Consider the following 15,912-nt stretch of genomic DNA (forward strand, 5'->3'; position numbering starts at 1 on the left):
AATGACATTCCATCCACGTATGACAAGCAGGATTGAAGGTGTTTCACTCATCGAAGAGCTGAAATGGCGCTCTTGGAATGGAGTGATTGCCGATGTCTGGTCGGTCAAATGTGCCCCTGATGCAAATGGTCAATATGTTTCAGAGGATCCACGCCTTTTCGTAATCCTTGACAAGGCAGGATCCGGGAATTTCAACGTGTCGCTTGATCCGGCGCTACGCTGGACAAGTCACGCCTGTACGCCGCATTCAATGAGTTATATCCCGGCGGGCCTGCCTATTTGGGGCCATCTGGAAAATGTACAATATCTTCGGCATCTCGATCTGCATTTTGATATTGCCACCTTGCGCCGCAGTTTTGCGGATGAGCTGATTGGTGACAGATTGTCGATTCCACGGGTCATGTTTTCCAACGAGAAAATTGCCGCCATGGCCCGTCTGATCGCAGACGAATGCGTCAGCGAAAGACCGCTCCATGCCCTCTATGGAGATGGTCTGGCGATGGCGCTTTTTGTCGAGCTTTTTCAAATCGGCGAAGTCAAGAAACGTCACAGGAGCCAATTGTCACCCAGGCAACTGCGTACTGTTACCAGCCATATTGAAGAGCATTGTCTGCGGAACATACGGTTGCAGGAACTTGCTGATTTGCTTGGCCTTTCGCAGTCTTATTTCAGCCACGCATTCAAGGCGTCAACAGGTGTAGCGCCGCATCAGTGGCAAATGAGCGCTCGCATCAGGAAAGTACAGCTGCTGCTCGGCAAATCCGGATCATCACTGACAAGAATCGCGTCAACAGCAGGCTTTTCAGATCAGGCGCATCTGACACGTGTGTTCAAACGGGTAGTCGGAGTCACTCCCGCAGTGTGGCAGCGCGAACACGCTAACTGAATAACAGACCAAAATCGTTCAAAAAACAGCCGAAATCGTCAATCCAGCGTTTATAAGTTGATATATGAACTCAACTTATAAAGTGCGCGGCAATTGCATGGTTCTCCCACCTGCAGGGTCGCGCTCGACGGGGCGTTGCAAGGGGTAATTACATGCGCGGGACATATCGATCAACATTTCTGTTATTGCTCGGCAGCACGGCAGCATTGATGTCGCTGACATCGGTCAATGCGCAAACCGCCGACCCATCAATCCGCCTGAATGAAATTGTCATTGAAGGCAGTGGAGCCGAGGCAACAGCGACCGGACCCGTTAGAGGCTTTGTACCGGAGCGTACCGCGACCGGTTCCAAAACGAGTACACCGATCGAAGACATACCCCAGGCTGTTTCAGTCGTCGGACGTGACCAGATCGATGCGCAAGGTGCACAGAAGATCGACGAAGCATTGCGCTATACAGCCGGCGTCTTCGCGCAGCCATTCGGTGTCGATAATGATACCAACTGGATTTATATTCGCGGCTTTGATGCCACGCAGAAGGGAACTTATCTTGATGGTCTGCAGAACTTCAGCACCGGCTTCGGCGGGTTCCTGATAGACTCTTACGGGATTGAACGCATTGAAGTCCTCAAAGGACCGGCATCTGTACTTTACGGTGGCAGCAATCCTGGTGGAATTGTTAATTATATAAACAAACGTCCGAATGGTGAACGTCTGCGTTATGTCGAATCCGGTGTCAACAGCTATGGTAACGGTTATCTTGGCTTTGATATTGGCGACAAGGCGTCAGATGCTGTCGATTATCGTATTAACGGCAAGATAGGCGGCGGTGACAATTACACTGATTTCTCGGATGAATTTCGAGGTGTTATCAATCCGAGCATCACCTGGAAGCCGGACGATGCGACCAAGCTGACGATTATCGCCAACTACACCCATCTTGATGGAACACATGATGGCGGCAGCTTCCTGCCCTATTACGGGACAGTCGAGTCAAATGGATACGGTAAAATTGACCGCAAATCCAACTTTACCGAGCCGTCAATTGATGACTACGATCGCGAGCAAGCTGCAATCGGCTACGAATTCGAACACACATTCGACAATGACTGGACGTTTCGTCAGAATGCCCGCTACGGTCATTCCGATGTTCGCGAACATTCACTTTACGCGTCGGGCTACACTCATGGGCTGGACAATGACAACGATGAGGGAACCTCTGGCTATAATCCACAGCCAGATGATTTGAGTGATAAGCTGACACGCATCAATTTCAGACATCATACGGTTGTTGATAACTTTCTGATCGACAATCAACTTGAAGGCACGGTTGCGACAGGCGCAATCGATCACACGCTGCTTTTCGGTGCAGAGTATAAATTTTTTAATATCGATGAGGTGCAGCAGTCAGGGGATGGAACTCCGATCAGCGCTGGCAACCCGGTTTACGGCAAGCCGCAAGTCCCGATGCGTGCGCCATACGCCGATCGGGTACTGAAGCAGCATCAAGTAGGCATTTATGCACAAGATCAGCTCCGTTTTGGCGATGGCTGGCTGGTAACTCTGAACGGTCGCTATGATTATGTGAAGACTGAATCAAAAGGTACTGAAGTTATTGACGAGGGTGATGGTCGCTTTAGCGGACGTGTAGGCGTGTCTTACGAATTCGACAATGGACTGACACCATATGCCAGTGTTGCGACCTTCTTCAGTCCTCTGCTTGGGTTTAACGGAGACAGGAGTTTTCAGAAGCCGGAGACGGGCGAACAGTATGAAGTTGGTGTTAAGTATCGTCCTGAGTGGTTTGACGGCCTTATTACTGCATCGCTTTTTGATCTTACAAAAAAGAATGTTGTAACTGGGGGCTTTTTGCAGGAAACGCAGATCGGTGAAGTCAATTCGCGTGGATTTGAGATAGAGGCTCAGGCTAATATCAATGAAGCATGGAAAGTAACCGCGGCCTTTACCGCTTACGATCTCAAGGTAAAGGAAGACGAAGACAAAAGTATTGTCGGGAAACGTCCTTTTCTTCTCCCCGAAACTCAAGCTTCGCTATTCGCTCAATACACCGTGCCAACCGGAAAGCTTGAAGGTTTGGCACTTGGTGCAGGCGTGCGGTATGTTGGTGCAAGCTACGCCGATGCAAAAAATACTCTCAAGGTTCCCGATGTGGCTCTGTTGGATTTGAAATTGGGCTATAAGAAAGATAATTGGGGCGTGGACCTGAATGTTACCAATGTCTTCAACAAGGAATTCGTTTCCGGCTGCCAGGGCGTAAACGTCTGCTCTTATGGCGAAGGTCGGAAGGCACTCATCAAGGCTCATGTCACATGGTAGGCGCTTTGTCGTAACTATTTTCTCCAGATCACCGGGTACCTGGTGATCTGTTTTCAGATAACGTTTTTTCATGACTGTCGACTGTCGCCATATTAACCGACGCACAGCGCTCGCCCTGTCCATGGTAGCTTTGCTGCCAGCCGGAACAGCGCGGGCGCAAGAAAAGCGTGTCGCTGTTGTGGATTGGGCAATGCTTGAAATAGCGCTCGCAATTGGAATTATTCCGGTTGCGGCAACAGAACTCATTCAGTTTCGCTTGATCGCGGTAGAACCGGACGTGCCTGAAAGCGTCGCAGATCTTGGCCTGCGGGGCACACCAAATTTTGAAATGTTGCGCATGGCAGCGCCTGATATCATTCTCAGTTCCAATTTTTACGAGTACCGGCGCGCAAGTCTGGAAAGAGTGGCGCCGGTGTTCTCCATGACGGTCTACGAGCCGGGAACCCCGCCATACGGTCTTGCGGAACAGGTTGCATTGGGTCTGGGAGCCAGACTCGGCCGTTCTGCGCAAGCTGCGACCTATGTAGCGGAGACAGCAACAATGCTAGGCGAATTACGCATGCGATCGGCATCTCATACGGAGCGACCGATCTTCATCATCAATATAGGTGACGCTCGTCATTTTCGCGCTTTTGGAAACGACAGCATGTTCGGGGATGTCGCCATCCGTCTTGGTTTCACCAATGCCTGGGCTGACAAGAGCAGCTATTCTGCCGCTGCACCGGTTGGTATGGAGGCTTTGGCGCGTGTCCCGGAGGCGTCTGTCGTCATTCTCGGTCCTGTTCCACCGGAAGCTGAAAAAGTTCTGTCAAAAAGCGCGTTGTGGAATGCATTGCCTGCCGTAAAAGCGGGCAGGGTTGCGACGCTGGATCCGGTCAATCATTTCGGCGGATTGCCGGCTGCAAGACGCTTTGCCCGGCTGTTGACAGAAGCGCCACTGTTTTCAGGCGGTGACAGTAATGGCTGAGGGCAGAGTCATCAGTCGGGGTCTGCTGCTCTGGGCCGGGCTGCTGCTTGTTGCGGCATTGCTCTTTGCCCGGCAGATATCCAATCAGATTGGGCTTGCTTCGGGCATCGCACCTGAATTTGCAAGTTTGCATCACGTCATCCTGATGGATTCCATACTCCCACGCAGTGCAATGGCTATTTTTTGCGGAGCAGCTCTCGGGTTTTCAGGCCTGCTGCTGCAACGCGTACTGCGAAATCCCCTGGCCGAACCCTCAACCCTCGGAATCTCGGCCGGTGCGCAATTGGCGATGGCGATCGCGATGCTGTATTTTCCGGCACTGATGGGCAATGGGCGCGAAGCCGTTGCCCTGACTGGCGGTCTTGTCGCTGTGATTCTCATTTTGTCACTGACATGGCAGCGTGGACTTGAACCTGTCTCGGTTGTGCTGGCAGGTATGATGGTTTCGCTGACAGCAACCGCAGCCAGCGCAGCGCTCATCCTCGCTAATGGCGAATATATGTTTTCGCTCTTTATCTGGGGTGGCGGATCGCTGGCGCAGCAAAGTTGGGAACCTGTTTTGGGTATCAGCTGGAAGCTGGTTCTGGCCGCGTTGGCGTCGATCATACTGCTACGCCCCCTGTCAATTCTTGGTCTTGACGATGCAAGTGCAAAGAATCTCGGTGTGGCGCTGCACGCAACGCGCTTCCTGGTGATAGGTCTGGCGGTATGGCTCGCAACGAGCGTAACTGCCGAAATAGGTATCATCGGTTTTGTTGGTCTGGCGGCACCGGCCCTGGCCAGACTCACAGGCGCTCGCACGCAAAGCCAGATGCTCGTCACCGCTCCTGTTATTGGTGCCATCCTCCTGTGGCTGGCTGACGGTTTCGTACAACTTGCAGCCGGATCGGGGGGCGAGCGTATTCCGACAGGTGCAGCAACTGCCCTGCTCGGTGGCCCACTGCTTTTATGGCTGCTGCCGAGACTGCGGATGTTTGAATGGCCTTCACTCAATGCCAAGCCTGCGCCATCACCGCGTGCAGGCTCGCCTCGCGTGTTGCTGGCTGTGTTGGCAGCACTGACGCTTTGCGCAGTCTGGATAGCGCTTGTCCTTGGACGTGGTCCGGACGGATGGACTTTGGCCCGGCAAGAGTTATTCGCGGATCTTCTGCAATGGCGCTGGCCGCGGACGATTATCGCTGCTGCCGCCGGTGCAATGCTTGCTGCGGCAGGGCAGGTGATGCAGCGCGTTACCGCCAATCCGCTTGCGAGCCCTGAAATTCTCGGCGTGGGTACAGGTGCAGGTGTCGGCATTGCCGTGCCGCTGATGTTGTTGCCGGCGCCGGGGCAGGCCGTATTGCTGGCGGGTGCGATGACAGGCGCAATCACTGTATTGGTGTTCATGCTGGCAATGTCTGTTCGCAGCGGTTTCGGGCCGGAAAGGCTTCTGCTCTCGGGTATCGCCATGGGGGCGTTGTGCAGCGCGATCCTGACGGCCATCATTGCAACGGGAACCACGCAGGCTTTCATATTGCTGGCATGGGTGAGCGGTTCAGCAAATGAGCGACTGCCGGAAGAAGTGTGGATGGCATTGGTTGCACTTGTCGTTCTCGTGCTGCCCTTGATCCTCACCACACGATGGCTGGACATGCTGCCGTTGGGCCGCCCGATTGGTTTGGAGACTGGCCTGCCGATCCGCGCAAGCCGTGGCATATTGATCGTGCTTTCCGCTTGCCTTACCGCAGTTGCGTCACTTTTTGTCGGTCCGTTGAGTTTCGTGGGATTGATTGCTCCCCATCTGGCTCGCCTCATCGGCTTGCACAGGCCATTGACGGGGCTTGCCGGAGCCATGCTGATAGGTGCGGGGCTGATGATCCTTTCAGATTGGCTCGCGCGTATGGTTGCATTTCCCTATCAGCTGCCGCTCGGGCTGTTTGCGTCGCTGATATCGGGGCCCTATCTGATCTGGTTACTGAGCAAGGGCGGACGCTAAGGCGCGTTCCTGGCCGTGCAGGATCATATCGGCCGCCTTTTCCGCGATCATGATGGTAGGCGAATTGGTATTGCCTGACGTAATCGAAGGCATGATGGAAGCATCTGCAATCCGAAGACCTTCAATGCCGCGCACGCGCAGTTGCGGGTCAACGACAGAATCTGGATCAGCCCCCATACGGCATGTACCTGCCGGATGAAAAATCGTTGTGCCAATGGCGCCCGCCGCCTCGAAAAGCTCTGCATCAGTTTCGTATTGCGGTCCGGGCTTGAACTCTTCGGGCCGGTATTTCTGCAATGGTTTCTGTGCGACGATGTTGCGGGTGATGCGGATAGAGTCAGCAGCAACCTGCCGGTCGCTCTCTGTGGTCAGATAATTGGGCTGTATCGCAGGCTGGGCTCGATGATCTGCCGATTTAATGTGAACCGTGCCGCGACTGTCAGGGCGCAGATTGCAAACGCTCGCAGTAAACGCAGGAAACGCGTGAACGTTTTCGCCGAATTTTTCCAGTGAAAGCGGCTGAACATGATACTGTAGATTGGCAGTCGCAAACGAGGGATCCGAACGGGTGAAGACTCCAAGCTGACTTGGCGCCATGGACATGGGCCCCGACTGGCGAACGAGATATTCCAGTGCAATCGATGCCTTGCCAATCAATCGATTGGCTTTCTCATTCAGGGTGGGAATACCTGTTACTTTGTATGCGCAGCGAAGCTGTAGATGATCCTGCAAGTTTTCACCGACGTTACGTCGTTCCAAAACAGGTTTAATCCCTGCCGCTTGCAAGATATCACCACGCCCTATGCCGGATAGTTCCAGGATTTGCGGAGAGCCAATCGACCCAGCAGAGAGAATGACTTCGCGCCGGGCCTGCACCGTGCGAACAGATCCGGTCTGATCCAGCTCGACGCCTTTGACCTTCAATCCTTCGAGAACGAGCTTACGAACATGGGCTCCGGTCTGTATTGTAAGGTTAGGGCGGTTCTTTGCTGGTCGAAGAAAGGCCTTGGAGGTATTCCAGCGAATCCCACGCTTCTGATTGACCTTGAAGTAAGAGGAGCCTTCATTATCGCCTCGATTGAAATCATCGGTGCGCGGTATTCCTGCGGCTTCCGCAGCATCCCTGAATGCATCGAGAATATCCCAGTGCAGACGGGCTTCCTCCACCCGCCATTCACCGCCTGAGCCGTGGAACTCGTCGGCACCAAGATAATAATCTTCGGATTTTTTGAAGTAGGGAAGAACGTCATCCCATCCCCAGCCTGTGCAGCCGTCCTGGCGCCAGAGATCGTAGTCCCGCGCCTGACCGCGCATATAGATCATGCCGTTGATGGATGAGCATCCGCCAAGCACTTTGCCGCGTGGATAGGCGAGCGCCCGACCATTCAGTCCTGCCTCCGCCTCGGTTGTAAAACACCAATCGGTTCGTGGATTGGAAATGCAGTAGAGATAACCTACCGGAATATGGATCCAATGATAGTTGTCTTTCCCGCCAGCCTCCAGCAACAGCACGGAGACATCCCTGTTTTCCGATAGCCGGTTCGCAAGTGTGCATCCCGCAGTGCCTGCACCGACGATGACGTAGTCATAGACGTCGTTCATGATTAGCTTTCCGGTGTGCTTTCAAGCTTCTTGCCGAAACGCGAAGCATAAAGCTCACCGATAATTCCGCGGCGGAAAACGAGCACGCAGATCATGAAGATAATGCCGGTTATGACTGTGACGGGAAATTCGGACGTTGCCAGATAGTTTTCAAGCGCTGAAATGAGGGCAGCGCCAAATACCGGACCAACCAGCGTACCTATCCCTCCCAGCAGCGTCATCAGGACAACTTCACCGGACATCTGCCAGCTGACATCGGTCAGCGTTGCGAACTGGAATACGATCGCCTTTACCCCGCCTGCAAGTCCCGTAAGAGCAGCCGACATGACAAAGGCCGCCAACTTGTATCGGGCTACCGAATAGCCAAGGGAGATTGCGCGGGGTTCATTTTCACGGACGGATTTCAGGATCATGCCGAATGGCGAATTGATAATACGCCAGATGATGAACATCCCGATCAAAAACACAGCCAACACAAAGAAATACATGTTCAAAGACTGGTTCAAGTCGATGAAGCCGAAGAGATGGCCACGCGGCACTCCCTGTATGCCATCTTCCCCGTGAGTGAACGATGCCTGCAGGCAGAAGAAGAAAAACATCTGCGAAAGCGCAAGAGTGATCATCGTCGAATAGATACCCTGTCGACGAATGGCGAAGAAGCCGATGATAAGTCCTAAAACTGCCGCACCTGCCACACCGACAAGAATGCCGAGCTCCGGAGAAAGGCCCCACTCCTTCACCGAGTGCGCGGTGAAGTAGGCCGCACCGCCAAAGAAGGCCGCATGGCCGAAAGAAAGAATGCCCGTATAGCCAAGAAGGAGATTGAAAGCACAGGCGAAAAGCGCAAAACACAGGACCTTCATGAGAAAGACCGGGTAGAAATAGAACGGCGCCAGTACCAATAGCAGTATCCCTGAAAGGATGAGCATCAGTTCCAGATTGAGAATGCCTCTTTTTGAGGAGATTATTGTATCCGCTTGCACCATGTCACGCATCCTTTCCAAACAGGCCTGCAGGACGAACAAGCAGAACGATAGCCATGATTACAAAGATGACGATGTTGGATGCCTCCGGGTAGAAGACCTTTGTCAGCCCCTCGAGAATCCCGAGCATGTATCCGGTGACGATGGCACCGAGGATTGAGCCCATGCCGCCAACGACAACAACCGCGAATACAATAATGATCAGGTTTGATCCCATCAGCGGGCTGACCTGATAAATAGGGGCTGCCAGTATTCCGGCCAAGCCGGCAAGGCCCGCACCAAGCCCGTAGGTAAAGGTAAGCAGGAGCGGCACGTTGATGCCAAAGGCCCGGACCAGGGTTGGATTTTCTGTTGCTGCCCGAAGCTGAGATCCAAGCCTTGTCTTTTCAATCAACAGCCAGGTGCCGAGGCAAACAACGAGAGATGCGAGAACGACGAAACCTCGATATTTCGGCAGGAACATAAAACCGAGATTATAACCGCCCGCCAGGGCGCCAGGAACTGCATAAGGCTGTCCGGCGGCACCGTAATAGTAGCGGAACGTACCCTCGAGAACGAGTGCCAGGCCAAAGGTGAATAGCAGACCGTATAGATGGTCCAGATTGTAAAGCCGCGAAAGTGCAACGCGCTCTATGAAAGCACCGGCAAGCCCGACAATCAAAGGAGCAAGTATCAATGCCGGCCAATAACCAATTCCAAGCTCTGCAAGAAGCAGGTACCCGACAAAAGCGCCGATCATATACTGTGCGCCATGGGCAAAATTAATAACGCGCAGAAGCCCGAAAATGATGGCTAGCCCCAAGCTGAGCATGGCATAAAACGAGCCATTGATCAGTCCAATCAATAACTGCCCGAGAAAAGCTTGTAGCGGAACGCCAAAAATCATGGTCATTTCTCAAACCCCCAATGCTTCGTTGAGCATGGTCATGCGGTCGGGTAATTCGTGAACCGGGAAATTGTCGATAATCTTGCCATGGTCGACCACATAGAAACGGTCGGCTACCTTGCTGGCAAAACGGAAGTTCTGCTCAACCAGCAGAACCGTCATTCCCCGCTTTTTCAACGCAATAAGTACTTCGCCAATCCGCTGGATGATAACTGGCGCAAGACCTTCGGTGGGCTCGTCCAAAAGGATCAGTTTAACACCGGTACGAAGGATACGCGCGATCGCCAACATTTGTTGTTCACCGCCGGAAAGCTTGGTGCCAGGACTATTGCGACGCTCTTTCAGGTTGGGAAAAAGATCGTAAATCTCCTCGATCGACATTCCGCCCTTGGCAACGACGGGTGGTAGATTGAGATTCTCGTCAACTGAAAGTGTTGCGAAGATACCGCGTTCTTCGGGCACAAAGCCAATACCTGCTTGCGCTGCACGATGCAGCGGTACGCGCATCATGTCTTTGCCGTCAAAGATGATTGTTCCTGTACGCTTGCGGATAATGCCCATGATCGAACGTAAAGTGGTCGTCTTGCCTACGCCGTTCCGACCGAGCAACGTAACGGTCTCGCCCTGATGAATGTCAAGGTCGATGCCATGCAGCGCATGACCTTCACCGTACCAGGCGTTCAGATTGCGGACTGAAAGAAGCGGCTCACTCATGCTCGGTTCCCATATAGGCGACGCGAACGCGTTCATCCTGGCTGACAGTCTTGTAATCGCCGGAAGTCAAAATCTCGCCGCGCTGAAGAACTGTAACTTGATCACAAAGATCGGCCACAACCTTCAGATTATGCTCGACCATCAGGATCGCACGGTCCCTTGCGACCTCTCGAATGATGTCCGAAACGATATGAACGTCCTCGTGCCCCATACCGGCCATAGGCTCATCGAGCAGAAGCACTTTCGGATCAAGCGCCAGTGTCGTTGCTATTTCCAGTACGCGTTTGCGGCCGTAAGAAAGATCGGCAGCAAGCTTGTTGCGTGCGTCCTGCAGTCCGACTGTTTCTATCAACTGCTCTGCGCGTTCATTGAGGCGGTTGAGCGCACTCATGGGAAGCCAGAACTGCGTTGAAAGATTTCCTGGTCTTTGAAGAGCTACGCGGACATTGTCGAGCACTGTAAGATGCGGAAAAACCGCCGATATCTGAAAGGAGCGCACTAGCCCCATGCGCGCAACACGTGCAGGATCAATCCTGGTAATATCCTGATCAAGCAGTGTGATAGTGCCACTGGATGGCTGCAGAAACTTTGTCAACAGATTGAAGACCGTGGTCTTGCCCGCGCCATTGGGTCCGATCAATGCGTGGACTTTGGCGTGATGGACATCAAGGTCAACATTATTGACGGCGACGAAGCCGCCGAAATCGCGGCGTAGACCACGGGCAGACAGGACAACTTGCCCTGTCTTGTCTGTCGTGGTGTCGGGAGAGGTTTTTCCTCCCCCGAACGCAGTGTCACCCGGACTGATCATGCTTACTGCTTTACCAGATCGCAGCCGCTATCAGCTGGCTTTATATAAGCTTCTTCACCGGGAACAGTAGCAAGAACCTTGTAGTAATCCCAGGGAGCCTTGCTTTCGTCCGGCTTCTTGACTTCCATCAGATAGACATCGCTGATCAAACGACCGTTGGCGCCAACCTTTGCACCTCGCCCGAAGACGTCATCTACAGGCATTTCATGCATGGCCGCGGCGACCTTTTCAGTGTCATCGGTTCCAGCCTGCTGGATGGCTTTTAAATACTGGGTGACGCCGGAATAGGTCGCAGCCTGAATCATGTTTGGCATGCGGCCTGTGCGGTCAAAAAACTTCTTGCCGAAGGCGCGCGATTCATCGTCGCGATCCCAGTAAAAGCTTTCCGTCAGGGTTAGTCCCTGTGCTGCCTCAAGGCCAAGGCCATGAACCTCGGCGAGGGTAAAGAGCAGCGCTGCGAGGCGCTGGCCGCCAGCAACAATGCCAAACTCCGCAGCCTGCTTGATCGCGTTTGCGGTGTCCAGGCCAGCATTGGCGAGCCCGATAACCTTGGCTCCGGATGACTGCGCCTGTAACAGGAATGATGAGTAATCGCTGGTTGCCAGCGGATGGCGAACCGAGCCGACGATCTTGCCGCCCCTGGAAGTCACATATTGGCTTGTCTGCTCTTCCAAAGAGTAGCCAAACGCATAATCAGCAGTCAGGAAGAACCATGTATCACCGCCGGCGCCAACGAGTGCGCCGCCTGTACCAACAGCCAACGCATGTGTGTCATATGCCCAATGGAAGCCATAGGGTGAGCACTGTTTACCTGTCAGTTCTGCAGTTGCAGCGCCGGTAACAAGATCGATCTTCTTCTTTTCTTTGGAGATACCCTGAACAGCCAGCGCAACCGAAGATGTGGTCAACTCCATAATGGAATCGACCTGTTCTGTGTCATACCACTGACGGGCAATATTGGAGGCGATATCCGGTTTGTTCTGGTGATCAGCAGATATGACCTCAATCGGTGCATCAAGCACTTTGCCGCCAAAGTCTTCTGCTGCCATTTTAGCCGCCTCGAACGACCACTTTCCGCCGAAGTCTGCGTACACGCCGGACTGGTCGTTAAGGATGCCGATCTTGACCTTGCCATCGGAAATCTCGGCACTCGCTGCCGGGATTACTGTGGCAGCCATTAGAGCTGCGGTTACTACGCTTAAAAGCTTCATTCGTGTCTCCTCCCAAAGATTAGTCGCTTGGCTGAACATCGGACGATGAACCGCCATTGATAAAATTGATGCAGTTGATAGATGCCCATCGCGATCAAGCGGATGAATCCGCTTCTCGCGTGTTAGTCTCCTCCCTCAATCCAGCTTTATCTCAGCTGAACATTGTTCTTCCCATGATCGCGCTGTTTCTCCTGACCGGCAACCATGTTGTTTAAAAAAGTCTAACATTGACAAATCAGTACACAAGCACCTAATTTTGCACATATTAAGTACAAAAATGTACATTCAAGGATTATCAACCATGCGGCAATTTACCTGGGACGATTTGCAGTACTTCCTCGCCGTTGCCCGCACCGGTCAATTAACCACAGCAGCACGGCGTTTGCGCACCAATCACGTGACAGTTTCACGAAGGATTGACCGATTGGAGGAGGCATTATCGGCACGCTTATTCGAAAGGAACCCTCGTGGGTATATCATTACCGCGCTTGGGGAAAAACTTATTGAGCCTGCGGAAGTCATGGAACGCGAGGCCGAGCGTTTTCAAAACGAAGCATCGGGGGGGACAGTCTCACTCAGCGGTGTTGTCCGATTGAGTATATTGGAGGGGTTCGCCAACTTCTTTTTGGCTGATCGCCTGCCGCTAATGACACAATCCTATCCCGGCCTTTCGGTGGAGATGGTGACAATTCAGCAGATCGTCTCGTTGTCGAGGCGAGAAGCAGATTTATCAATAACCCTTAATGCCAGTCGTACAGGACGCTATCATCAGGAGAAGCTCATGCCTTATCGGCTTTTTGTCTACGGTTCAGCGGATTATCTGGCGCGACATCCAGCGATCAAAAAACAGGCAGATCTCTCGGAACACAGATTCGTCGGCTACATTGAAGATATGATTTTCACACCCGGCCTTGATTATATGCGGGAGATACTTCCCGGCTTACGCGCATCCTATCAAAGCTCCAGCATTTTTGCCCAACTCAGCGCAGCTCGAACCGGTTTTGGCCTCTGCATCTTGCCCTACTATATTGCCTGCAATTATCCGGAACTGAGAGCGGTTCTTCCAAAAGAGCTGCATCTCAATCGCGATTACTGGCTGATTTGCCATGAGGATATCGTCAGTACACCGCGCATCAAGGTGTTGAGCAATTTCATTAAATCCGAGCTTGAAAGTCAGGCTGCCAATTTTGCTGGCCAGCCACTTCTTGATGGATCATGAAAAGCGAACTGGTGATAGCCGCGAGAGAAGGGGCTCAACGGCAGGATCGGGGCTACGTCCACTGATGAGGGCTGCCGCGAGCGCCGACAGCGCAGGAGAAGTCTGGATACCATAGCCACCTTGTCCGGCAAGCCAGAAGAAGCCATCCACCGCGCCATCAAAACCGGCAACGGGCGTCCTGTCGGGAGCAAAAGTGCGCAAACCAGCCCAACTCCGTTCCACTCGATTAACCGGTATGGTGACGGCTTGTTCAAAGCGATAAAGACCTTCGGCAAGAATCATGTCGTCCACATAGGCATCATGTGGTTCGACAGGAATCTCATCGGCAGGTGAAACGAACATTCGCCCGCCATCAGGTTTCATGTACCAGGCCTCATTGATGTCATCGACGAGTGGCCAGCTACGGGTGTCATGGCCGTCAGGTGCGGGCAGCACTGCAATCGAGCGGCGTAGTGGTATCAGGTCGAGCGGCTTCGCACCAAACATTGCCGCCGTCTGATCAGCCCATGCGCCAGCGGCATTGACGACAATGCGTGCGCTAAAAATCTTCCCGGACGTTTCGATCTGCCAGGCCCCGGCGATCCGTTTGGCGCTGATTACATCCGTGTTGGTGAAAAGTTTGACGCCCTGCGAAGAGGCCTTGCGCAGCCAACCTTGATGCAGCGCATTGACATCGATGTCTTGCGCGTCTTCCTGATAGGCGGCCGCCTTTACATAATCGCGACTGAGAATGGGAAGCATGGACAGAGCTTGATCGATGGAAATAGCCTCGACACCTGTGCCATTGCGAACGAACTCTTCACAGGTCTCGACGCCATCGTCATCGGCGACGGTCAAAGAGCCACGCAACGTTAGAAGTGGCTCTGGAAAAAAACTGGTATCGCGGTTGTGAAACATCGGCGCACTAGCCCGATTGAGGCCACGAATAACATCATTTCCATAGTTGGGAATAAAGATTGCAGCCGAACGACCAGTCGAATGATAGCCCGGCTGGCTCTCCCGCTCGACGATCACAACACGGTGGGTACCAGCCAACGCGGCGGCGGCACCCACACCGGCAATACCCGCACCGATGATGAGAACATCAGTCTCGATAGTTTCGTTCATTATGCTCTTTTATTTCCTTGCGCCTGCACAAACGGGCTGAAAACCATGAGGCTGAGAATTTCGAATAGAACTTGCGCGCCCGCATGGGCGGTATTTGTGGTCGAGTCATATTGTGGCGCAACTTCGACCACATCGCCCCCTACGAGATTGATACCTTTGAGGCCGCGAATAAGCTCAAGCACCTCACGGGTTGTCAGTCCACCAACTTCCGGAGTGCCGGTGCCCGGAGCAAAGCTTGGATCAAGGCTGTCGATGTCAAAGGACAGATATGCCGGGCCGTCGCCGATAACTGCCTTGGCTTTTTCGATGATCGCTGGAATACCCAGGCCCGTGACCTCCTCCGCATGGATCACCGTCATGCCGGACTCGTAGGAAAACTCCCATAAGTATTCGGCGGAGCCACGAATACCGATCTGAATTGTTCGCGTTGGGTCAAGAACACCGTCCAGAACAGCATTGCGGAAAGGGCCTCCGTGATGGAATTTAGTTTGGTCGAAAGCTCCCCCGGTATCGCAATGCGCATCAATGTGGATCATGCCGACGGGGCCGTTTTTGCCAACTGCTTTCAGGATGGGGTGGCTGATCGAATGATCGCCGCCGACTGCCAGCGGGACAACATCAGCATCGATTATCTGGTTGAACCGTCGCTCAATATCGTCGTGGCTTTGCTCCAACCTGTAGCGGCTGGCAAAAGGTACGTCGCCGATGTCGGCAACACGCAGATCGAACACCGGCGCACAATCCAAAACATGATTATAAGGGCCGATACGTTCAATCGTACGAACAGCGCGAGGACCGAAACGCGAGCCAGGGCGGTTGGTTACGCCAAGGTCCATTGGCACGCCAACAATGGCGACCTGCAGATTGCCGAAGTCCGGATTGGCTGGGTCAACCGGCATATAAGGGGCCGCGAGAAAAGTCGGTATCCCTGCATAAGGAGCAAGACGGGTGCCGCTTTTGGAGAATATCTTGTCTGCTACTTTTCGAAATCGTGCGTCGAACAGTTCGCCGCCATGGCCTTCACCGTACTTGGCGCGTAATTCGTCCAGCTTGTTCTTGTCCCACGATGGCATAACGCTACTTCCCGAATATTTATATCAATGGTTGGGCTGCAGCACACCCTAAAGCGGCAGGGAAATCAATTGCCATTCTGTGAACAAGTCATGCGAAATAGTCACAGATGACTTCAATCCGATTGACGACTAAGAGACTGATAGA

Annotated in this window: 13 protein-coding genes; 5 read left to right on the forward strand and 8 right to left on the reverse strand. The window is 53.3% G+C overall.

Annotated elements, in window-relative coordinates; translation table 11 throughout:
• The first annotated feature begins 1 nt into the window (after nt 1).
• The 4 genes from ABKW30_RS22920 to fhuB all read left to right on the forward strand — a co-directional run bounded on the left by ABKW30_RS22920 (nt 2) and on the right by fhuB (nt 6,161).
• Nucleotides 2-886 (forward strand): AraC family transcriptional regulator, encoded by an 885-nt coding sequence (locus tag ABKW30_RS22920; RefSeq protein ID WP_348601251.1) that lies wholly within the window; start codon nt 2-4, stop codon nt 884-886.
• 152 nt (nt 887-1,038) lie between these two features.
• Nucleotides 1,039-3,222 carry a TonB-dependent siderophore receptor gene (locus ABKW30_RS22925; protein ID WP_348601252.1) on the forward strand — a complete coding sequence of 728 codons (2,184 nt, stop codon included), beginning with the start codon at nt 1,039-1,041 and terminating at the stop codon, nt 3,220-3,222.
• 70 nt (nt 3,223-3,292) lie between these two features.
• Entirely contained in the window at nt 3,293-4,189 is an 897-nt protein-coding gene (locus tag ABKW30_RS22930) for an ABC transporter substrate-binding protein (protein WP_348601253.1), read from the forward strand.
• Nucleotides 4,182-6,161 (forward strand): Fe(3+)-hydroxamate ABC transporter permease FhuB, encoded by a 1,980-nt coding sequence (fhuB, locus tag ABKW30_RS22935; RefSeq protein ID WP_348601254.1) that lies wholly within the window; start codon nt 4,182-4,184, stop codon nt 6,159-6,161. Before ABKW30_RS22930 ends, fhuB begins: the two co-directional genes overlap by 8 nt.
• Here fhuB and ABKW30_RS22940 read toward each other — a convergent pair.
• The 6 genes from ABKW30_RS22940 to ABKW30_RS22965 all read right to left on the reverse strand — a co-directional run bounded on the left by ABKW30_RS22940 (nt 6,138) and on the right by ABKW30_RS22965 (nt 12,368).
• The gene (locus ABKW30_RS22940; RefSeq protein ID WP_348601255.1) at nt 6,138-7,763 is read right to left on the reverse strand and encodes a GMC family oxidoreductase N-terminal domain-containing protein; all 1,626 of its coding nucleotides are present in this window, start codon (nt 7,761-7,763) and stop codon (nt 6,138-6,140) included. The two genes, fhuB and ABKW30_RS22940, sit on opposite strands and share 24 nt — an antisense overlap.
• Nucleotides 7,764-7,765: 2 nt before the next feature.
• Nucleotides 7,766-8,758, reverse strand: a complete 993-nt coding sequence (locus ABKW30_RS22945) for a branched-chain amino acid ABC transporter permease (protein WP_348601256.1) — start codon at nt 8,756-8,758, stop codon at nt 7,766-7,768.
• Complete coding sequence (locus tag ABKW30_RS22950; protein WP_348601257.1) at nt 8,751-9,638, reverse strand: branched-chain amino acid ABC transporter permease; 888 nt, start codon at nt 9,636-9,638, stop codon at nt 8,751-8,753. The genes ABKW30_RS22945 and ABKW30_RS22950 overlap by 8 nt, the downstream gene beginning before the upstream one ends.
• Before the next feature lie 3 nt (nt 9,639-9,641).
• Complete coding sequence (locus tag ABKW30_RS22955) at nt 9,642-10,346, reverse strand: ABC transporter ATP-binding protein (protein ID WP_348601258.1); 705 nt, start codon at nt 10,344-10,346, stop codon at nt 9,642-9,644.
• Nucleotides 10,339-11,076, reverse strand: a complete 738-nt coding sequence (locus tag ABKW30_RS22960; protein ID WP_348601346.1) for an ABC transporter ATP-binding protein — start codon at nt 11,074-11,076, stop codon at nt 10,339-10,341. Before ABKW30_RS22960 ends, ABKW30_RS22955 begins: the two co-directional genes overlap by 8 nt.
• A gap of 83 nt (nt 11,077-11,159) precedes the next feature.
• Nucleotides 11,160-12,368: an ABC transporter substrate-binding protein gene (locus ABKW30_RS22965; protein ID WP_348601259.1), complete on the reverse strand. Its 1,209-nt coding sequence runs from the start codon at nt 12,366-12,368 to the stop codon at nt 11,160-11,162.
• Nucleotides 12,369-12,669: 301 nt separating this feature from the next.
• Between ABKW30_RS22965 and ABKW30_RS22970 the strand changes: the two genes are divergently transcribed.
• Nucleotides 12,670-13,587 (forward strand): LysR family transcriptional regulator, encoded by a 918-nt coding sequence (locus tag ABKW30_RS22970; RefSeq protein ID WP_348601260.1) that lies wholly within the window; start codon nt 12,670-12,672, stop codon nt 13,585-13,587.
• Here the strand turns inward: ABKW30_RS22970 and ABKW30_RS22975 are convergent.
• Complete coding sequence (locus tag ABKW30_RS22975; RefSeq protein ID WP_348601261.1) at nt 13,582-14,694, reverse strand: FAD-dependent oxidoreductase; 1,113 nt, start codon at nt 14,692-14,694, stop codon at nt 13,582-13,584. The two genes, ABKW30_RS22970 and ABKW30_RS22975, sit on opposite strands and share 6 nt — an antisense overlap.
• Complete coding sequence (gene speB / locus ABKW30_RS22980; protein WP_348601262.1) at nt 14,694-15,767, reverse strand: agmatinase; 1,074 nt, start codon at nt 15,765-15,767, stop codon at nt 14,694-14,696. Before speB ends, ABKW30_RS22975 begins: the two co-directional genes overlap by 1 nt.
• Nucleotides 15,768-15,912: the final 145 nt, after the last annotated feature.

The sequence above is a fragment of the Phyllobacterium sp. SB3 genome, assembly GCF_040009165.1.
Taxonomy (GTDB): domain Bacteria; phylum Pseudomonadota; class Alphaproteobacteria; order Rhizobiales; family Rhizobiaceae; genus Phyllobacterium.